Genomic DNA, 20,806 nt, shown 5'->3' with positions numbered 1-20,806 from the left:
CGTAAAATTAATGAAAAATTAATCATTCTATGGTTGTTAAAAGTTTAAAAATGCCGCAATATTTTTATATTTGTTGAATTGAACTTTTAGTAATTGATTTAATATTAAAATTATGAGACAGCAGTAACTCCCGTTTGGGAGGGATATTTTTAACAACAATAGCAATGCAATAAGAATGTTACATAATTTACAATCAATTTAAAATGAAAGATTTACTACAAAAATACGAGGATAAACAACCTGAAATTGTTTTTAATTGGAAAGATTCTGAGACTGAAGCCGAAGGGTGGACAGTTATAAATTCTTTGCGTGGTGGTGCTGCTGGTGGTGGTACAAGAATGCGTAAAGGATTAGATATGAACGAGGTTCTTTCTTTAGCTAAAACAATGGAAGTTAAATTTACGGTTTCTGGGCCAGCAATTGGTGGTGCTAAATCAGGAATTAATTTTGATCCAAGTGACCCAAGAAAAAAAGGAGTTTTAAAACGTTGGTACAATGCCGTTGCACCATTATTAAAAAGTTATTACGGTACTGGTGGCGATTTAAATGTTGATGAAATACACGAGGTTATTCCTATTACCGAAGATGCTGGAGTGTGGCACCCACAAGAAGGGGTTTTTAACGGACATTTTAAACCTACAGAAGCAGATAAAATTAACCGTATTGGACAATTGCGTTTAGGGGTTATAAAAGTAATAGAAAGTAATATATATTCTCCTTCTGTAGAACGTAAGTATACAGTGGCAGATATGATTACCGGTTTTGGTGTAGCAGAAGCAGCCAAACACTATTATGATATTTACGGCGGTACTGTAGAAGGTAAAAGGGCAATAGTACAAGGTTTTGGTAATGTTGGTGCAGCAGCAGCATATTACCTAAGTCAAATGGGAGCTAAAATAGTAGGTATTATAGACCGTGATGGCGGAATAATTAATAAAGAAGGCTTTTCTTTTGAAGAAGTAAAAGAGCTTTACCTTAATAAAAACGGAAATACTCTTGTAGCGGATAATATGATTCCGTTTGAAGAAATTAATAAACAAATTTGGGGTTTAGAAGCGGAAATATTTGCACCTTGTGCCGCATCTAGACTAATAACCAAAGAACAAATAACACAGTTAATAGATACAGGCCTAGAAGTTATTACATGCGGGGCTAATGTACCATTTGCAGATAAAGAAATTTTCTTTGGTCCTATAATGGAATATACAGATGAACGCGTAAGTTTAATTCCAGATTTTATATCTAACTGTGGTATGGCAAGAGTATTTGCTTACTTTATGGAAAGAAGAGTAGAAATGAATGATGAGTTGGTTTTTAAAGATACTTCTGAAACCATTAAAAAGGCAATGCAAAATGTATATAAAAATAACGCTTCAAAAAAGCAGTTAAGTAAAACAGCTTTTGAGATAGCATTAAAACAATTAATATAAACTAAACTAAGAAGAAGAAGAATGGAGACCATTATAATAATTATTTTTTTTGTTGGTTATTTAGCAATAACCTTAGAGCACAATCTTAAAATAGATAAGTTAATACCTGCACTTGCAATGATGGCATTGTTATGGGCAGTAATAGCTTTAGCTCATATGCCAGTTTTTGAAGTAGATGCTGCTTTGCGAGAATTAGCGCCAAGCCACGTAGATGAAATTCTACTACATCACTTAGGGAAAACGGCAGAAATATTGGTCTTTTTACTAGGAGCAATGACTATTGTAGAAATTATAGATTACTTTAATGGTTTTGCTACTATTAAAGGATTTATAAAAACTAGAAGTAAACGTAAATTATTATGGTTGTTCTCCATTCTTGCTTTTATCTTATCAGCAATTATAGATAACCTAACAGCTACTATTGTATTAATAACAATTTTACAAAAAGTAATTAGAAACAGAGAAACTCGTTTGTGGTTTGCTGGGATGATTATTGTTGCTGCAAATGCAGGTGGAGCTTGGTCTCCTATTGGAGATGTAACAACAACAATGCTTTGGATTGCAGATAAAGTTTCTGCAGCACAATTAGTAGAGCACGTATTTGTACCATCTGTAGTATGTATGGTTGTACCAACACTTATAGCAAGTAGATTTAAGGCTTTTCAGGGTAATATAGAAGAGGTTGAAGAAACAGCTAGTGAAAAGAAATCTAAATTTGGATCTACAATGTTGTATTTAGGTTTAGGAGCTATTGTTTTTGTTCCTTTCTTTAAAACTATTACACACTTACCACCATACGTAGGTATGATGTTGTCTTTAGCGGTAGTTGCAACTTTTGCAGAAATATACAGTAATTCTAAATTTAGTATTTCTAATGTAGACGGAGAAAGTGAAGCAGCTTCTCACCATAGTCCAGTTCATCATTCTTTATCTAAGATAGAGTTACCAAGTATCTTATTTTTCTTAGGTATTTTATTAGCTGTTGCAGCATTAGAATCTTTAGGTATGTTATTCCATTTTGCAGAAAACTTAAATGCTGCAATTCCAAATTCGGATTTTGTAGTAATGTTATTAGGTGCAGGTTCTGCAGTTATAGATAACGTTCCTTTAGTAGCAGCAAGTATTGGTATGTTCCCACAAGGTATGGATGATCCATTATGGCACTTTATTGCATATTCTGCAGGTACAGGTGGTAGTATGTTAATTATTGGTTCTGCCGCTGGTGTAGTTGCAATGGGTATGGAAAAAATAGATTTCTTTTGGTATTTAAAGAAAATCACTTGGTTAGCTCTAGTAGGGTTTTTAGCAGGTGCAGGATCTTTTATTTTAATTAGAGATTTTATATTAAACGTATAATTTTATTTACAAAATAGCGTTATAAGAGCAACTTAAATACTGGAAAATATATGTTATTGTTTCAAGATGCTGCTAATGAGGTAGTAATGGGAGAAAGTGTATCCGAAGAAAAAACACTATCAGTAATAGATTTAATTGTAAATGGTGGTGCAGGAAGCATTATTATTATAGCAATTTTAGGAATTCTTTTATTTGTTGCTCTATATATTTATTTTGAAAGAATCTTTGCAATAAAGGCTGCTTCTAAAATTGATAAAAATTTTATGAATCAGATTAAAGATCACGTAACAAATGGCAAGCTAGAGGCTGCTCGTATGTTATGTGCGCAAACAGATTCTCCGGTAGCTAGACTAACAGAAAAAGGTGTTTCTAGAATAGGAAAGCCTTTAGATGATATTAATACAGCTATAGAAAATGCGGGCACCTTAGAAGTTTACAAATTAGAAAAAAATGTAAGCGTTTTGGCAACTGTTGCTGGTGCAGCTCCAATGATTGGTTTCTTAGGAACCGTAATTGGTATGATTTTGGCATTTCATGAAATGGCATCTGCAGGCGGACAAGCAGAAATGGGTTCTTTAGCTTCAGGTATTTATACTGCAATGACAACCACAGTGGCTGGTTTAGTTGTAGGTATTATTGCATATATTGGGTACAACCACCTTGTAAACAGAACAGGTAAAGTTGTGCACGCTATGGAGGCTAATGCAGTAGACTTTTTAGATTTATTAAACGAACCACTTTAAAATTCCTTTAGATGAAATTAAAAGGAAGAAATAAAGTAAGTCCAGACTTTAGTATGTCGTCTATGACGGACATCGTGTTTTTATTGTTGGTGTTTTTTATGCTAACTTCAAATGCACCAAATGCACTAGATCTGTTGCTCCCTAAGGCAAAAGGGAAGTCAACCAACACACAAAATGTATCTGTAAGTATTAATAAAAACTTAGAGTATTTTGTGAATAATGAAAAAATAAACGGGAAGTATATAGAAATTGAATTAAAGAAAGCACTAGAAGGTCAAGAAAAACCAACAATTATTTTAAGGGCAGAAGAAACAGTGCCTGTAAAAGAAGCAGTAAACGTTATGGATATTGCTAATAAAAATAATTATAAGGTAATCTTAGCTGTGCGAGCCAAATAATGTCGTTCTTAGATACCAAACACAAGAAAAAATCTTTTACGCTTACAACGTTGTTGCTAAGCGTACTCTTGTTGTTGCTTTTTTATGTTGGATTAACTTATATGGATCCTCCAGAAGAAAAGGGTATTGCCGTAAATTTTGGTCAGATGGACTTTGGAAAGGGGAATGTACAGCCAAAGGAGAAAATAAAATCTGAGCCAATTAAAACAACTAAAGAAGTTGTTGAAGAACAACAAGAAGAAGTTAAGCCAGTTGCAGAGCCTCAAGTACAACAGGAGTCTGCACAAGAAAAGGCTGCAGAAAAATTGGTTACTCAAGATAATGAAGAATCAATTTTAATAAAACAAAAGCAAGAAGCTAAACGCAAGGCAGATGCTGCAGCAAAAAAAGCAAAAGCAGATGCAGAGCGTAAAGAGCAACAACGTATTGCTGCAGAAAAGGCAGAGGCAGAACGCAAACGTAAAGCAGAACAGGCTAAAAGAGATAAGGTAGATAACCTTTTTGGCGGCCTAGCAAAATCTGACGGTACTGCAAAAGGTGGTGAAGGAGATGATAATAAGGCAGGTGATAAAGGTAATCCGCAAGGAAACCCTTATGCAACTAGCTATTATGGTGCTCCAGGGTCAGGAAATGGTGGTTCTGGTTATGGTCTTTCTGGAAGAAAATTACTTGCTAAAGGTAAGGTAAAACAAGACTGTAATGAAGAAGGTAGGGTAGTTGTTAAAATAGTAGTAGACCGTAATGGTAAGGTGCTATCTGCAACACCAGGTGTAAAAGGTACTACAAACAATCATCCTTGTTTACTAAAGCCTGCAGAGGCAACTGCACGTTTACATAAGTGGAACTTAGATGCTAATGCACCAAGCAGACAAATAGGATTTGTTGTTGTAAACTTTAAATTAGGAGAGTAATTATCTAAAATTACTTTAATTTTACTCCTTATTTACTCAATTTAATAAACTTTAATGACATATAGCCAAACGTTAGATTGGATGTTTGCTCAACTTCCAATATACCAAAACAAAGGAAAATCTGCGTTTAATGGTAAGTTAGATAATATAAAGCTATTTTCTAAAGCTTTAGGATCTCCAGAACAACAGTTTAAAAGTATACACGTAGCTGGTACTAATGGTAAGGGCTCTAGTAGTCATATGTTAGCGTCTATTTTGCAAGAGGCTGGCTACAAAGTAGGTTTGTATACTTCTCCGCATTTAAAAGATTTTAGAGAGCGCATAAGAATTAATGGTAGTAAAATTCCAGAGAATGCTGTTATTAGTTTTGTAAAAGATAATATGTCTTTTTTTAAAGATCATAAATTGTCTTTTTTTGAAATGACAGTAGCTATGGCATTTAAATATTTTGCCAATGAAGAGGTAGATATAGCAATAATAGAAGTTGGTTTGGGTGGGAGATTAGATTCTACTAACATCATAACACCAGAAATATCTTTAATTACAAATATTGGATTAGATCATACAGATTTGTTGGGTGATACTCTAGAGAAAATAGCAGCAGAAAAAGCGGGTATTATTAAGGAAGGTGTTTCTGTTGTTGTTAGTGAGTACCAAACAGAGACTGCTCCAATATTTAATACAATGGCTGCTTTAAAAAATGCGCCTATAATTTTTGCAGATTCTATTTCTGTAAAAACTTATAAAACATCTTTACTTGGTAATTATCAACAAAAAAATATAAAAGGAGTAGTTGCGGTTTTGCAACAATTAAAAGAATTTGTAATTAATGATAAAGCAATAGAAAAAGGCTTATTACGTGTTGTAGAAAATACCGGATTAATGGGTAGGTGGCAACAATTACAAGACGAACCTAAAGTAATTTGTGACACGGCACATAATAAAGAAGGTCTAAGTTTAACTATAGAACAACTAAATCAGCAAACTTATAAGTCGCTTTTTATTGTGTTAGGAGTTGTTAAGGATAAGAATTTAGATGCTATTTTGCCTCTTTTTCCTAAAAATGCAAAATATTTTTTCTGCTGTCCAAAAATAGAAAGAGGGTTAAATGCAGCTGAGTTAAAAGCTAAGGCAAGTAGCTTTTTATTACAGGGAGATGCTTATTCATCTGTAAAAGAAGCACTTAAAAAAGCAAAATCTTTAGCCAAAAAAGAAGATTTAATTTACGTTGGCGGCAGTACTTTTGTTGTTGCAGAAATAGTTTAATTTTTTTTCATTTTTTATTTGCGGGAAACGAAAAACAGTTATATATTTGCACTCGCAATACGGAAAACAAATTTCTAAATTGTGAATGAGGGCTCTTAGCTCAGTTGGTTCAGAGCACCTGCCTTACAAGCAGGGGGTCACTGGTTCGAATCCAGTAGGGCCCACAGTAACAAAAGCTTCCGATTTTTATCGGAAGCTTTTTTATTTTGTATCGTTTTGTAAGTAAACTTCTTGTTATACAATCTTATACTGAAACTACAATATATCTTAATAATTTTAGGTATAATTAAGCTTGTTAGTAGTTGTGTTTATTATTATTCTGTAATTTAAATAATAAATTATCATTTATGCAATATTAGTGTTAAACGTCAGAAATTACAGCAATTCACGTGTTCTTAATTTTCCTTTTTTCTACCTTTACGTTATATTAACTTAAAACTAAATATTTTGAAACAAAGAGTAATATTATTAGTCGGTATTTTAATTAGTACTATGTCTTATGCTCAATTTGAAATTTCGGCAGGTACTGGATATGCAATTGGAAGCGCTGAGATGAAATTAGGAACAGAAACAACAACAACAAGTGTAGAGAATACTTATGGTAGTTATGGAGAGGGTGTAAACTTTCAACTAAGAGGAACTTATTTTTTTAATGAAAAAGTTGGTTTAGATGTTGGTGTTGGTTACTTAAATGGTGTAGACCATACAATAAATAAAACAACTGTACCTGGAGTAGATGTAGATGCAATTGCAAGAGGTAGAGCTTATGGTGCTACTGTTGCTGTAGCTTACAAATTTACAGATAACTTTTATGGTCGTGCAGGTGCATTATTAAAAATTGCAGGTAAAACAGAAGCTGTAGTTTTTAGTAGTACATTAATGTCTGAGGCAGAGAGAGAACCATATAATCTTCCAGAAGGTTCTTATTCAGAAACTAACTATACAGAAGATTTTCACGGTAAGTTTCCATTAGGCTTTGTTGGTGCTTTAGGATATAAATTCCCTATAGATAACAACTTTAGTATTTATGTAGAAGCCGAGTATTACGGTATTAGCTTAAAACGTAAAGATTCAGAATTACAAGAATTCAATACAAATCTTTTTACTCCAGACGGTAATATGGTTGCAGAAAGTGTTTATACTCTAGACAACTTACCTGCAGGTTACAATAAGAAAACTAACTATGTAGATGAGTTACCAAACGATAATACTGACCCATCTAAAAAATTATCTCAAAAAGTGCCTTATTCTTCTTTTGGAATTAATGTAGGTGTAACATACAAGTTTAAAAAGGCTGCTAAACAATAAGTAGTACTTTTTGCACATTACTAAAAGCTCCTAAAATGTATTTCGCATTTTAGGAGCTTTTTTTGTGTTTAATAAATATAAACTTACGTTTTATGTAAATGTATTATGTAGTGTCTTAATTTATTGTTAATTCTTTATTAGTATGTTAAATATACTTTGCTTCTAGCATAGTTAATTATACCTTAGTTGGCTTATTGTTTTCAGAACATTATTTAGGTTCTACTAAGTAATAGGCCTCAATTTGTTCTACTAACAATAAAAATTATGGTCTTTTACTAGATGTTTTTTTAACCTATACTGTACCAAACATGGTGTTAGTCTAAAAACTATCAAATTATACAAAAAGACTTTTAATCTTTGATTTAATTAACCCCAAAATAAATTGTGAGAACATGTTGAAAAGTAAGATTGATAAGGCCACAGGTTTTGAAAAAAGATTTGAAAACATAAATACCGTTGTTTTTAAAAACTCAACAACAGCATCTAAGGCAGTAGCCCAAGAAATAGCCCAGCTTATTAAGGAAAAGCAAAAAGAGAACAAACCTTGTGTTTTAGGTTTAGCTACAGGGTCTACGCCAAAGGGATTGTATGCAGAATTGGTTAGGCTACATAAAGAAGAAGGCTTAAGTTTTAAAAATGTAGTTACATTTAATTTAGATGAGTACTACCCAATGGAGCCCGACTCTATACACAGCTACGTTAGGTTTATGAAAGAGTTACTTTTAGACCAAGTAGATATTTTACCAGAAAACTATCATATTCCAGATGGTACATTAGCAAAAGCTAACATATCTAAATATTGTAATGATTATGAAGCTAAAATTGAAGCAGCTGGCGGTTTAGATTTGCAAATTTTGGGTATTGGAGGTAACGGACACATTGGATTTAACGAATCTGGTTCATTACAAAACTCTAAAACAAGACTGGTAGCCTTAGATCATATAACCAGAGTAGCTGCTAGTAAAGATTTTGGAGGTTTAAGTAATACACCAAGAACAGCAATTACATTAGGAGTTAAAAAAATAATGGAAGCCAAAAGAGTAATTCTTATGGCTTGGGGAGAGGGTAAATCTAACATAATAGCACAATCTGTAGAAGGAGAGGTAACCAATAAAGTACCAGCATCATTTTTACAAGAACACAATAATGCAGTATTTGTATTAGATAAAGAATCAGCATCAAAATTAAAAAGAATTAATACTCCTTGGCTAGTAGAAAAAGTAGTGTGGACAGACAAGCTTATACGTAAAGCAGTATTGGGCTTAGCATTGCGCTTAAACAAGCCTGTTTTAATGCTTACCGATGCCGATTATATAGAAAACGGGATGAGTGATTTATTGGCAGATTCTGGTCCGGCTTACGACATTAATATAAAAATATTTAATAAGCTACAAAGTACAATTACAGGTTGGCCAGGAGGTAAGCCTAATGCAGATGATAGTAACAGGCCAGAGCGTGCTACCCCAGAAAAAAAACGAGTATTAATTTTTAGTCCGCACCCAGATGATGATATTATTAGTATGGGAGGTACTTTTAAACGATTGGTAGAACAAGGCCATGATGTGCATGTTGCTTACCAAACCTCTGGCAATATTGCTGTTGCAGATGATGAGGCTTTGCGTTTTGCTAGTTTTGTTTGTGATTATAATGAGAAGTTTGGTATTGATGACGATACAGCAAAGGGTATTTTTGCAAAAGCAGCCAAGTTTTTAGCCAATAAAAAAGCTAGTGAAGTAGATATTGAAGAAGTACGTTATATAAAAGGGTTGATAAGAAAAGGAGAAGCAAGGTCTACAAGTCATTTTGTAGGTTTAAATGATGATCAAATTCATTTTATGAATCTTCCATTTTATGAAACAGGAGCAATAGAGAAAAATCCTGTAGGAGAAGAAGATATAGAGTTAACGGTAGATTTAATAGCACAAATAAAACCACATCAAATTTACGCAGCAGGAGACTTGGCAGATCCTCACGGCACGCACAAGGTGTGTTTAGATGCTATTTTTGAAGCAGTTAAAAGGTTAAAAGCAGAACCTTTTATGAGCACTTGTTGGGTTTGGTTGTACAGAGGAGCTTGGCAAGAGTGGGGGATAGATGAAATTGAAATGGCAGTACCAATGGGTCCAGACCAGGTATTAGAAAAGAGACGTGGTATTTTTAAGCACCAATCTCAAAAAGACGGAGTAGTTTTTCAGGGTTCAGATAGCCGAGAGTTTTGGCAAAGAGCAGAAGACCGTAATAAAGAAACGGCAGATATTTATGACCAACTAGGTATGGCACGTTATGCTGCTATGGAAGCATTTGTTAGGTGGCGTTTTTAAAATATAAAAACTATAAAAAAAAGCGAAAGATATATCTTTCGCTTTTTTTATAGCTAATGGTTAGCTAGGTAAAACCAATAACGGAATTTTTGTGTGGTAATCTGCATTTTCTAGCACAGGCTCTTGTATTAATTCCTCCAAATAACTACGGTTATTATATACTAATGCCAATGTATCTATTGTGTGGTCTTTTATAAAACTACTTATAATTTCAGATTTGTTTGCGTAAAACGGTAGTAAATGCAGTCTTAAAGGGATACTAGCCAAGCAGTTTTGTATTATTTTTAAGTTAGATTTTTGAAAATCATCTAATACAGTATTAGTTTTTAAATGAAGAATATGTACTGTACAGTTACACATTTTTGTTATAAATAATAAAGCTTGTAATGCTTCAGGGCTTAAACTTCTTTTAAGGTCAGTGGCTAAAACTAATTGTTTTGGTATGCCAAAGTTATAATGGTTTGGAATAGCTAAAACTGGGCAATCTTTAATTGCATTTATAATATGCATTGTATTTGCGCCAATAAAAACACGTTTAAAATTTGTAATTCCTTTAGTACCAGATATCACAAAGTTTATATGCTCGTTTTTAATGATATCTATAACCTCATGGGTTAGCAAATCAAAAGAGGATATAGTTTTGTAATTGTGTAAAGGGTTATTGTGTTTTTGCTTTATGTATTCTATTGTTTTTTTTAAACCGTTTTTAGAAGCTGTTTCTGTATTCTTTTCTAAAACTAAAGTTTTAGAGTTTTCTGCCATAAACCTGCTATGCGGTATAGCCGGCACATAGGTGTTTAATAAGTAAAAAGTACAATTTTCTTTTTTAAAAAGCTCTAGAGCATAAGAAATTGCATTGTTTGCATTTTCAGAAAAATCTGTAGGTAAAAGTATATTTTTCATCAGACTGTATTAAATATCCAATGTAAAAATAAAAGTAGTAGCAACCGTAAACTATGATATTTGTCAGTTTTAAAACAGAAGCTTTTATAAACCTATAAGCCGCTTACTACATTTTGTAATTTAACTAAGTCTTTTATACGAACTTGTTTTCCTGAAGTCTCAATCATACCTTTCTTTTTAAACTCAGATATAATTCTAATGGTAGATTCTGTTGCCGTACCTACAACATTACTCATATCCTCTCTGCTTAAACTTAATTTTAAAAAACCATTTTCATCTTCACCAAACTCATTTTTTAAATAGATAAAGGCTTCTGCAATACGTTGTTTTACTGTTTTTTGAGACATATTTACAATAACATCATCTGCCTCTCTTAAATCATTGGCCATATGGCGCAATACCTCAACAGCAAAATTAGGATTGGTGTTTAAAGTATGTAAAATACTTTCTTTAGGAATAAAACAAAGATCTACATCTTTAATAGCTACAGCTCTTAAGTTAGCAGATTCTTCTGCAATTACAGAACGTTGCCCTAAAATCTCTCCTTTAGTAGCAAGTTTTATTATTTGGTCTTTTCCGTTGGAGCTAAGTTTAGATAGTTTAGACACGCCATCTCTAACACAAAATACACCGTCTAGACGCTCTCCTTCTTCAAAAATTGCATCACCTTTTTTATAAGTTTTAGAAACTTTGGTGTCAGATACTTTTTTTAACTCGTCTTTGCTCATAGCTCGTAACGAATTAAACTGACGAATAATACAATTTTCACACCTACTCATAACATTGTTTTTGCTTACAATACAAATTTACGGTTAATGTTAAAATCAAAACCTGACATTTGTCATATTTTAAAATAGCACTTTAACAGACCTTTGTTTTGGTCTAAAATGTTAAAGATGATAAAAGAAAAATGTTTTCATTGTGGAGATGATTGTGACACAATACCTATTGTATTTAAAGGTAAGCATTTTTGTTGCAATGGATGTAAAACAGTCTTCGAAATTTTTGAGTCTAACGACTTAACTTATTACTATGACTTACAATCTGCTGCTGGTACAATACCAAATGAAGTAGCGGATAAGTATAACTTTTTAGATGATCCTGTAATTTTAAATAAGCTTATAGAGTTTAATGAAAAAAAACATCAAATAGTAAATCTTTACATACCTCATATACATTGTAGTTCTTGTATTTGGGTTTTAGAAAACTTAAATAAATTGCAACAATCCATAAGTTCTTCTCAGGTAGATTTTCCAAAAAAAATGGTGCGTATTGCCTATAACCCAGAAGATTTAAGTTTAAAGCAGTTGGTTATTTTATTGGCTAAAATTGGGTATGAGCCATACATTTCTTTAGATGATTATGACAAAGGTAAAAAAAACGTAGACCGTAGTCTTATTTATAAATTAGGGGTTGCAGGTTTTGCTTTTGGTAACGTTATGTTTTTGTCTTTTCCGGAGTATTTTGAGGTGCAAGAGTTTTGGTTAGATCAATACAAAAATGTGTTTAGGTGGTTAATGTTTGCTTTTTCATTGCCTGTAGTTTTTTATTCTGCACAAGACTATTTAATATCTGCTTACAAAAGTATTTCTTCTAAAATTTTAAATATAGATGTGCCTATTGCATTAGGTGTTTTGGTGCTTTTTGTACGTAGTACATTAGAAATTATTTTTGATTGGGGAACTGGTTTTTTTGATAGTTTAACAGGGTTGATATTTTTTCTGCTGCTAGGTAAATTTTTTCAACAAAAAACATATTCCTTTTTATCTTTTGAGCGCGATTATAAGTCGTACTTTCCAATAGCAGTAACCAGAATTGTAACCAGAGGAAAAGAAGAAACTTTGCAGGTTTATGATATTAGGCAAGGAGACCGACTTTTAATTAGAAATGAAGAATTAATACCAGTAGATGGTATTCTATTAAAAGGTAATGCACGTATAGATTATAGTTTTGTTACAGGAGAGTCTGAAGCTGTTGTAAAAGAAAGCGGAGATAAAATTTTGGCAGGTGGTAAGCAGTTGCAAGGAGCAATAGAAATGGAAGCTTTAAAAACGGTATCACAAAGTTACTTAACACAATTATGGGGCAATTCTGTTTTTTCTATAGATAAAACAAGTAAGTTCCAAACCATTACAGATAAAATTAGTCAGCGTTTTACAATTGCAGTTTTAAGTATTGCTTTTATGGCTACATTTATTTGGATGTTTATTGATAGTAGTAAGGCTATAAATGTTTTTACTGCGGTTTTAATAATTGCTTGCCCTTGTGCAATAGCATTAGCAGCACCATTTACATTGGGTAATATGTTACGCATTTTTGGGCGTAAAAAATTCTATTTAAAAAACACACAAACTATAGAGCAGTTAGCACAGTTAACTACAGCTATTTTTGATAAAACAGGAACCTTAACAACAGCTCAAAAAAGCACAGCTAGTTATGAGGGTATGGCGTTAAGCGCAGAAGAAGAATCGTTATTAAAAAATACATTAAGAGCCTCTAACCACCCTTTAAGTAGAACCCTTTATAATTTATTAGCAGCGCAAGATATTTTAACCTTAGATGATTATGAAGAACATTTAGGAAAAGGAATAATAGGAGTTTTAGAAGATAATAATATAAAAGTAGGATCTGCAAATTTTGTTGGAAATAACAGTGTAACCGCACAAGAGAATACAGCTGTATACATTAGTAGTAATGATGCATACAAAGGCAAGTTTGTTTTTAGTAACCAATATAGAGAAGGTGTGTCTAAATTGTTTGAAGAAATGAAACAAACTTTAGATTTGGGTGTTTTATCTGGTGATAATGAAGGAGAAAAAGAACGTTTGCAAGCTTTGTTACCCAAATTAACTCCACTTTACTTTAACCAGAAACCAGAAGATAAATTAGATTTTATTAAAAGTTTACAAGAGCAAGGAAAAAAAGTGCTTATGGTTGGTGATGGTTTAAATGATGCTGGTGCTTTGGCACAAAGTAATGTAGGTATTGCTATATCAGAAAATGTAAATGTATTTTCACCTGCCTGTGATGGTATTTTAGATGCATCAAAATTTAAGCAATTGTACCAGTATATAAACGCATCTAAAAGTGCAATGAAAATTATAAAACTAAGTTTTGGTTTTTCTTTATTGTATAATTTATTTGGATTGTATTTTGCTACTACAGGACAATTAATGCCTGTTATTGCAGCTATATTAATGCCTTTAAGCTCTATAAGTATTGTTTTGTTTACTACTATTGCAACCAATTTAGTGGGTAAAAAATTAGAATAAAAAAAGAGCAGTTTTACAAATTGTAAAACTGCTCTTTTTATGCGTAAAACATTAAAGTTTAATTGCCATTATAACTAAAAAAATGTGGTTTAAAAGTAATCATAGCCCAAGCCCAATTGTTGGTCATAGAAGCGTCTCCTCCTTTAATAATTTCCATAGAATCAGAAGCAAACATTTGTGAGTATCCGGCATTAAAAACTATACTTTTAGATGCTTTGTACCCAAGAGTAAGGTCTATTTCTGTACCTAAATAGCTATCTTGCTCTATACCGTTACCATTTACTATAGTAGCAGCAGAACTAAAAAAGTGAGGTGCTAAGTTGGCAGAAAACTTATTTTTACTGTAATTAATTTTAGCGTTAATATCTACTAAGCCAACAGAGTTACTGTGGTTACCAACATAAAAATAATCCATAATACCATTATACCTGTGGTTGGTTCCAAACCAAGGAGTAAAAGAATTTAAATCGCTAGTAGTTTCGTTCATATCTGTCCCAGACATATACTCGGCTCCAAGCCCTACTAAAAACTCAGAGTTTAAGCTGTAGTTTATGATTGCACTGGCATTTAAAGCAGATAAATCTGAATTTTCAATTTTACCAGTTTGTAAATAAATTGATGCATTTGCACTCCATCTATTATCATTTAAGGCACTTGTTAAACCAATGGTTTGGTTGTACGCTATTTTTTGTTCGTTATTGTCATCAAAAGCAAAACCAGTATTTAAAAATAAAAAGCTTAAACCTATTTTGTTAAACTTAGTGTTGTACCATAAATACTGAAAGTTTTTGTAGTTATTTAGGGTGTAATCTTCTTCAAAAATAGATTGTGATGTTTCGTTTAGTGCAAAACCAATATCCATTCTGTTAGTTGCATTTGGTTTAAATTTTATTCTAAGAGCATCGTGGCTTCTACCTTGTTGGTTCCAGTCTGCACGTCCAAAAATACGCTCTGTATCATAAGCAATATGTTGTCTTCCCAGTTTAAAACTCCATTTTCCTAAAAAAGCTTCTGCCCAAGCTTGTTGTAATGTTATGCCATTTGCATCTGTTGTAGATAATGTAGCAGCATCTCCCCAAACCCTTACATTTTGTGCAGCAACAAAGGCGTTAAATTCAGTTCCTTTGTAGTCAAAATTTAATCTAGTTCTTTGTGATATAAAAGAAGCAGGGTCAACGGCATCAGAATTTAAGGTGCTGTAACCGTTTCTAAACTCAAAACGTGGTTTTATTTCTGCATCTAAATTAAACTGTTGTGCATTTACTTGCTGTATTAAAAGTATTAAACCAGTAAAAAATGCATTCTTCAATAACTTCATATTAGTTCTCTTTTTGTAATGTTTTTTCAAATATACTAGCTTTTATTACATAGGCTAATTACAATCACAATCTTAACAGCTTATACCTCATAAATGTTTTTTAAAATTTCTTTAAAGTATGATATATATCATATTATAAGAAGTGCATAGCCGGTAATTTTGTCTTATAAATTCAGGTAGGTATGAGTGTAATTTATGTGTTGCTGTCTATAAGTATTATAGTGGCGTTGTTTTTCTTTTTAGCATTTATAATATCGGTAAAGAGTGGTCAGTATGATGATTCTTATACACCATCTATACGTATGCTTTTTGAAGACGAATTGGTACAAAAGAGCTCTAAGACTCAAGAAAGTAAAAAAATCGAACAAACTAAGATGAATTAAATTATGGAAGTACAACAGTTTTATTACGACAATAAAATCGTAAAGAAATTTCTCTATGCTACAATATTTTGGGGTATTGTAGGAATGTCAGTGGGTCTGTTATTAGCCTTTATGTTTCTTTTTCCAAATTTAACCGATGGTATTTCATGGTTAAGTTTTGGTAGGTTAAGACCATTACATACAAACGCAGTAATTTTTGCCTTTGTGGGTAACGCTATTTTTGCGGGAGTATATTACTCTACGCAGCGTTTGTTAAAGGCACGTATGTTTAGTGATGGGTTAAGTAATTTTAACTTTTGGGGTTGGCAAGCCATAATTGTAGCCGCAGCTATTACATTGCCATTGGGTTACAGCACATCTAAAGAGTATGCAGAACTAGAGTGGCCAATAGATATAGCTATTGCAGTAGTTTGGGTAGCTTTTGGTTGGAACCTTATAGGAACAATGTTGCGTAGAAGACAAAGACATTTGTATGTAGCAATTTGGTTTTACTTAGCTACGTTTGTTACTGTAGCTGTACTGCATATATTTAATAGTTTAGAGCTGCCAGTAAGTGCACTAAAAAGTTACTCTGTTTATGCAGGTGTACAAGATGCATTGGTGCAGTGGTGGTATGGACATAATGCGGTAGCATTTTTCTTAACAACACCATTTTTAGGGTTAATGTATTATTTTGTACCTAAGGCAGCAAACAGACCTGTGTATTCTTACAGGTTATCTATAGTACACTTTTGGTCTTTAATATTTATTTATATCTGGGCAGGTCCTCATCACTTGTTGTATTCTGCTTTACCAGATTGGGCACAAAATTTAGGTGTAGCATTCTCTATTATGTTACTTGCTCCGTCTTGGGGAGGTATGATAAACGGACTTTTAACCTTGCGTGGTGCTTGGGATAAAGTACGTACAGATCCTACGCTTAAATTTATGGTAGTAGCCATTACAGGTTATGGTATGGCAACTTTTGAAGGTCCTATGTTATCATTAAAAAATGTAAATGCAATTGCGCATTTTAGTGACTGGATTATTGCACACGTACACGTTGGAGCATTGGCCTGGAACGGGTTTTTAACTTTTGGTATGATCTACTGGTTGGTACCAAAAATGTTTAAAACAAGGTTACACTCTACTGGTTTAGCAAATGCCCACTTCTGGATTGGTACCTTGGGTATTATTCTTTACGCATTGCCAATGTATGTAGCAGGGTTTACACAAGCCTTAATGTGGGAAGATTTTAATCCAGATGGAACTTTAGTTTATGGTAACTTTTTAGAAACCGTAAAAGAAATTATACCAATGTATTGGATGCGTGCAATAGGTGGTAGTATGTACATATTAGGTGCATTTATTATGCTGTATAATGTGTTTAAAACAGTACGTTCTGGCCAAAAAGTAGAAGATGAATTGGCAGAAGCTGCACCTCTTACAAGAGTATCTAAAAAAAGAACAAAAGGAGAAACATACCACTCTTGGTTAGAGCGTAAGCCTGTGCAATTAACCATATTGGCAACAGTAGCTATTTTAATTGGTGGTATAGTGCAAATTATACCTACAATACTAGTAAAATCTAACATACCAACAATAACAAGTGTAAAACCGTATACACCTTTAGAGTTAGAGGGTAGAGATTTGTATATAAGAGAAGGTTGTGTTGGTTGCCACTCGCAAATGGTACGTCCGTTTAGAGGAGAGGTAGAGCGTTACGGTGAGTATGCTAAAGCAGGAGAGTTTGTTTATGATCATCCATTTTTATGGGGAAGTAAGCGTACTGGTCCAGATTTATTAAGAGTTGGTGGTAAATATTCAGACAATTGGCACTTAAACCATATGTACGATCCGCAAAGTACCTCATCTGGTTCTATAATGCCAGCCTACCAATGGCTTATACGTAATGAACATGATAGGAGCAATGTAAAAAGCAAAATGGAGGCTATGGTTTCTTTAGGTGTGCCTTATACAAAAGAAGATATTGCTAACGCAGAAAAATCTATGGAGGAGCAAGCTACTAAAATAGAAAAGAACCTATATACAGATCCAGATTTTGCAAAGAGCTACGAGGCAGATAAAAAGTTTGCTAAAGATAACGGAAAGCCTTTTGTAGAAATGAAAGACAGGGAAATTGTATCTCTAATAGCTTATTTACAGCGTTTAGGTACAGATATTAAAATAAAGAATACAGAAGAGACAACTGCTAAAAAATAATATTATGCTAAAGTTTATAAAAGGACATATGGAGAGTATGGAGGGTATAGCAACCTATCCTATGATATCACTACTTATATTTTTTGTGTTCTTCACCATACTTTTTTGGTGGGTGTTTACAGCAACAAAAGAACATATTAAGGAGGTAAGTAACATACCTCTAGAAGATGATGATAAAACCAACCTAACAAAATAATAGTACTATGAAAAATATGACACCTTGGTGGATAAGGATACCTCTAGTTTTCTTTATCGTTTTTGGATTAATGGAATACTTTATAGACTCTGGTGACCAACCAGCGTTTATAGCCTATCCAATTGTTTTAGGTTTTTTAGTATTGGTATTACTAATATTAATAGCGTCTGAAGTAATTGTTAGGTCTATTGAAAATGTAATGTTCCAAACATTGCCAGAAGAAGCAAAACAGAAATATTTAGAAGAAGATACTAAAAAGGTTGAGTGGAAATGGGGGAAAAGAGTTTATGCTAAACTATTAGGATCTAAACCTATGGAAGAAGAGCATGAAATAATTTTAGATCATAATTATGATGGTATACAAGAGTTAGATAACAATTTACCGCCATGGTGGGTGTATCTTTTTTATGCAGGTATCATATTTGGAGCAGTGTACTTAGCTAGATTTCATGTTTTTAATGATTATGACCAAGCATTGGAGTATGAGCAAGATGTTGCTGCTGCAAAAATAGAAATAGAAGAGTATAAAAAAACCGCTAAAGGTTTAGTAGATGTAAACACAGTTGAAGTTTTAACAGATGCTGCAGATATAAAAGCTGGTGAAAAAATATACCAAACAAGTTGTGTTGCTTGTCATATTGCAGATGGTGGTGGTGGTATAGGACCTAACCTAACAGATGAATATTGGCTTTTAGGTGGTGGTATTAAAAACGTTTTTAACACCATATCTGAAGGTGGTAGAGATGGTAAAGGTATGGTTGCTTGGAAGCAAATATTAAAGCCGTTGGAGCGTGCACAAGTAGCTAGTTATGTATTAACACTACAAGGTACAACACCAGCAAATCCTAAAGAACCTCAAGGAGAAATTTGGAAACCAGAACCAGCAGAAGAATAACAAAGGAGTATTACTAGTAAAAACAACAAAATGGCTGCAGATGAAAAGTTTAGGGATTCTATTGGTACAATAGATACTGACGGTAAAAGAGCTTGGGTTTTTCCAAAAAAACCTAGTGGTAAATTTTACAATTATCGCAAAATAGTTAGTTACACATTACTGTTGTTTTTGCTAGTATCTCCTTTTATAAAAATAAAGGGCAACCAATTTATATTGTTTAATGTAATAGATCGTCGTTTTAATATATTTGGTTTTCCTTTTTGGCCACAAGATTTTCATTTGGTCGTAATATCAATGATTATAGGTGTGGTTTTTATCGCCTTATTTACTGTTGCTTTTGGGCGTATTTTTTGTGGTTGGATGTGTCCGCAAACCATTTTTTTAGAAATGGTTTTTCGTAGAATAGAATATTGGATTGAAGGTGACCGTGGAGCACAAATGCGTTTAGATAAGCAAAAGTGGGATGCTGTTAAAATTAGAAAAAGAGTAACCAAATGGATTATCTTTTTTGTCATCTCGTTTATAATTGCTAACGTTTTTTTAGCATATTTAATTGGTAGTGATACGCTAATTAAATACATCACAGACGGACCATTGTTGCATACCAGTACAATGATATCATTATTAATTTTTACAGCAGTTTTCTATTTTGTTTTTGCTTGGTTTAGAGAGCAAGTATGTATTATAGCTTGTCCTTATGGGCGTATGCAAGGTGTGCTTTTAGACAACAAATCTATTGTAGTAGCGTATGACCATAAAAGAGGAGAAGGGGAAAATGGAAGAAAAAAGTTTAGAAAAAATGAAGATCGTACAGCACTTGGTCATGGAGATTGTATAGACTGTTCCCAATGTGTAAACGTTTGTCCTACTGGCATAGATATAAGAAATGGTACACAACTAGAGTGTGTAAACTGTACAGCTTGTATAGATGAGTGTAATACCATAATGGAAAAAGTAAACTTGCCAAAAGGTTTAATTAGGTATGCTAGTGAAGATAATATAGAGAAAAAGACCAAGTTTAAATTTACACCAAGACTAAAAGGTTACTCGGCAGTTTTAATAATTTTAATAGGATTGCTTATTGGTATGCTGTTTTTAAGAAACGATTTAGAAGCAAATATTTTAAGACTTCCAGGTCAGTTATATGAACATAAAGAAGGAAACATAATTAGTAATGTATATACTTTTAAACTGGTGAATAAAACTACAGAGGATGTTACAGATGTTAGTTTTAAACTGTTATCCCATAAAGGAACAATTAAACTGGTTACACATAAAAACTTTAACGTGCCAGCACAAGAGCTGGCAGAAGGCACATTATTTATAGAAATTAATAATGCAGCTTTAAATGGTGACAAAGACAAGCTTAAAATAGGAGTGTATAGTAATAATAAATTAGTAGAAACAACTACAGCACGTTTTTTAGCACCAAGAAGCTACAAATAAAAAAATAAGTTATGAAAATAAATTGGGGAACAGGAATAGTACTGGCATTTGTAGGCTTCATTAGCTTTATATTATACTTTGTTGTTAGAATGAATTCTGAGAACAGGGCTAAACATGATTTGGTTACAGAGGAGTATTATAAGGCAGAGTTAGGGTATCAAAAAGAAATTAATGACGTTACCAATGCGTATAAATTAACCAATAAACTAGCTGTAGAAAAAACTGAAGATGGCTTATTAATAGCTTTTCCAAAGGATCAAGATTTTAATAAAATAACAGGTAAGGTGTCCCTATATAGACCATCTAATAAACAATTGGATTTTAGCTTACCCATAAGTTTATCCAAAACACATTTGCTCATACCTGACAAACGTTTGTTAGATGGTCGGTGGGACATTAAAATTGCATGGGAATACAATAAAAAAGAATTTTTACACAAACAAAGTATAACGTATTAA

At 32.9% G+C, this 20,806-nt stretch carries 18 protein-coding genes and 1 tRNA gene; 16 read left to right on the top strand and 3 right to left on the bottom strand.

Annotated features, from left to right (window positions below):
* The first annotated feature begins 203 nt into the window (after window positions 1-203).
* The 9 genes from JM80_RS00305 to nagB all read left to right on the top strand — a co-directional run bounded on the left by JM80_RS00305 (window position 204) and on the right by nagB (window position 9,733).
* On the top strand, window positions 204-1,430 hold the full coding sequence (locus JM80_RS00305) for a Glu/Leu/Phe/Val dehydrogenase dimerization domain-containing protein (protein ID WP_144708858.1): 1,227 nt from the start codon (window positions 204-206) through the stop codon (window positions 1,428-1,430).
* Between the two features lie 21 nt (window positions 1,431-1,451).
* Window positions 1,452-2,786, top strand: a complete 1,335-nt coding sequence (gene nhaD / locus JM80_RS00300; protein ID WP_013621605.1) for a sodium:proton antiporter NhaD — start codon at window positions 1,452-1,454, stop codon at window positions 2,784-2,786.
* Window positions 2,787-2,836: 50 nt separating this feature from the next.
* Window positions 2,837-3,529 carry a MotA/TolQ/ExbB proton channel family protein gene (locus JM80_RS00295; protein WP_013621606.1) on the top strand — a complete coding sequence of 231 codons (693 nt, stop codon included), beginning with the start codon at window positions 2,837-2,839 and terminating at the stop codon, window positions 3,527-3,529.
* 11 nt (window positions 3,530-3,540) lie between these two features.
* Complete coding sequence (locus JM80_RS00290; protein ID WP_034642970.1) at window positions 3,541-3,927, top strand: biopolymer transporter ExbD; 387 nt, start codon at window positions 3,541-3,543, stop codon at window positions 3,925-3,927.
* Window positions 3,927-4,838 carry an energy transducer TonB gene (locus tag JM80_RS00285; RefSeq protein WP_038506001.1) on the top strand — a complete coding sequence of 304 codons (912 nt, stop codon included), beginning with the start codon at window positions 3,927-3,929 and terminating at the stop codon, window positions 4,836-4,838. Before JM80_RS00290 ends, JM80_RS00285 begins: the two co-directional genes overlap by 1 nt.
* Window positions 4,839-4,892: 54 nt before the next feature.
* A complete protein-coding gene (locus JM80_RS00280) occupies window positions 4,893-6,104 on the top strand; it encodes a folylpolyglutamate synthase/dihydrofolate synthase family protein (RefSeq protein ID WP_144708856.1) in 1,212 nt (403 codons plus the stop codon).
* An 89-nt stretch (window positions 6,105-6,193) separates the two neighbouring features.
* A tRNA-Val gene (locus tag JM80_RS00275) sits at window positions 6,194-6,268 on the top strand.
* A gap of 283 nt (window positions 6,269-6,551) precedes the next feature.
* On the top strand, window positions 6,552-7,412 hold the full coding sequence (locus JM80_RS00270) for an outer membrane beta-barrel protein (protein WP_034642961.1): 861 nt from the start codon (window positions 6,552-6,554) through the stop codon (window positions 7,410-7,412).
* Window positions 7,413-7,804: 392 nt separating this feature from the next.
* Complete coding sequence (gene nagB, locus JM80_RS00265) at window positions 7,805-9,733, top strand: glucosamine-6-phosphate deaminase (protein ID WP_144708854.1); 1,929 nt, start codon at window positions 7,805-7,807, stop codon at window positions 9,731-9,733.
* Between the two features lie 60 nt (window positions 9,734-9,793).
* Here the strand turns inward: nagB and JM80_RS00260 are convergent, their stop codons facing one another.
* Window positions 9,794-10,636, bottom strand: coding sequence for a universal stress protein (locus JM80_RS00260; protein WP_144708852.1), 843 nt, complete (start codon window positions 10,634-10,636; stop codon window positions 9,794-9,796).
* A gap of 92 nt (window positions 10,637-10,728) precedes the next feature.
* Complete coding sequence (locus JM80_RS00255) at window positions 10,729-11,415, bottom strand: Crp/Fnr family transcriptional regulator (protein ID WP_144708850.1); 687 nt, start codon at window positions 11,413-11,415, stop codon at window positions 10,729-10,731.
* 117 nt (window positions 11,416-11,532) lie between these two features.
* Between JM80_RS00255 and JM80_RS00250 the strand changes: the two genes are divergently transcribed.
* On the top strand, window positions 11,533-13,908 hold the full coding sequence (locus JM80_RS00250) for a heavy metal translocating P-type ATPase metal-binding domain-containing protein (RefSeq protein WP_144708848.1): 2,376 nt from the start codon (window positions 11,533-11,535) through the stop codon (window positions 13,906-13,908).
* A gap of 58 nt (window positions 13,909-13,966) precedes the next feature.
* Here the strand turns inward: JM80_RS00250 and JM80_RS00245 are convergent, their stop codons facing one another.
* Window positions 13,967-15,226: an alginate export family protein gene (locus tag JM80_RS00245; RefSeq protein WP_144708845.1), complete on the bottom strand. Its 1,260-nt coding sequence runs from the start codon at window positions 15,224-15,226 to the stop codon at window positions 13,967-13,969.
* Between the two features lie 182 nt (window positions 15,227-15,408).
* Between JM80_RS00245 and ccoS the strand changes: the two genes are divergently transcribed.
* The 6 genes from ccoS to JM80_RS00215 are packed head-to-tail and all read left to right on the top strand — an operon-like array spanning window position 15,409 to window position 20,806.
* Window positions 15,409-15,609, top strand: a complete 201-nt coding sequence (ccoS, locus tag JM80_RS00240; protein ID WP_034642949.1) for a cbb3-type cytochrome oxidase assembly protein CcoS — start codon at window positions 15,409-15,411, stop codon at window positions 15,607-15,609.
* A 3-nt stretch (window positions 15,610-15,612) separates the two neighbouring features.
* Entirely contained in the window at window positions 15,613-17,811 is a 2,199-nt protein-coding gene (gene ccoN, locus JM80_RS00235) for a cytochrome-c oxidase, cbb3-type subunit I (RefSeq protein ID WP_075695155.1), read from the top strand.
* Window positions 17,812-17,815: 4 nt separating this feature from the next.
* Entirely contained in the window at window positions 17,816-18,007 is a 192-nt protein-coding gene (locus tag JM80_RS00230; RefSeq protein ID WP_013621618.1) for a CcoQ/FixQ family Cbb3-type cytochrome c oxidase assembly chaperone, read from the top strand.
* Window positions 18,008-18,014: 7 nt separating this feature from the next.
* Window positions 18,015-18,902 carry a cbb3-type cytochrome c oxidase N-terminal domain-containing protein gene (locus JM80_RS00225; protein WP_144708843.1) on the top strand — a complete coding sequence of 296 codons (888 nt, stop codon included), beginning with the start codon at window positions 18,015-18,017 and terminating at the stop codon, window positions 18,900-18,902.
* 30 nt (window positions 18,903-18,932) lie between these two features.
* Window positions 18,933-20,348, top strand: coding sequence for a cytochrome c oxidase accessory protein CcoG (ccoG, locus tag JM80_RS00220; protein ID WP_075695157.1), 1,416 nt, complete (start codon window positions 18,933-18,935; stop codon window positions 20,346-20,348).
* Between the two features lie 11 nt (window positions 20,349-20,359).
* Window positions 20,360-20,806: a FixH family protein gene (locus tag JM80_RS00215; protein ID WP_013621621.1), complete on the top strand. Its 447-nt coding sequence runs from the start codon at window positions 20,360-20,362 to the stop codon at window positions 20,804-20,806.

The organism is Cellulophaga sp. RHA_52 (assembly GCF_007827205.1).
Classification (GTDB): domain Bacteria; phylum Bacteroidota; class Bacteroidia; order Flavobacteriales; family Flavobacteriaceae; genus Cellulophaga; species Cellulophaga lytica.
The sequence above is the reverse complement of the archived record's forward strand: the minus strand, read 5'-3'. Positions and strand labels throughout refer to the sequence as shown.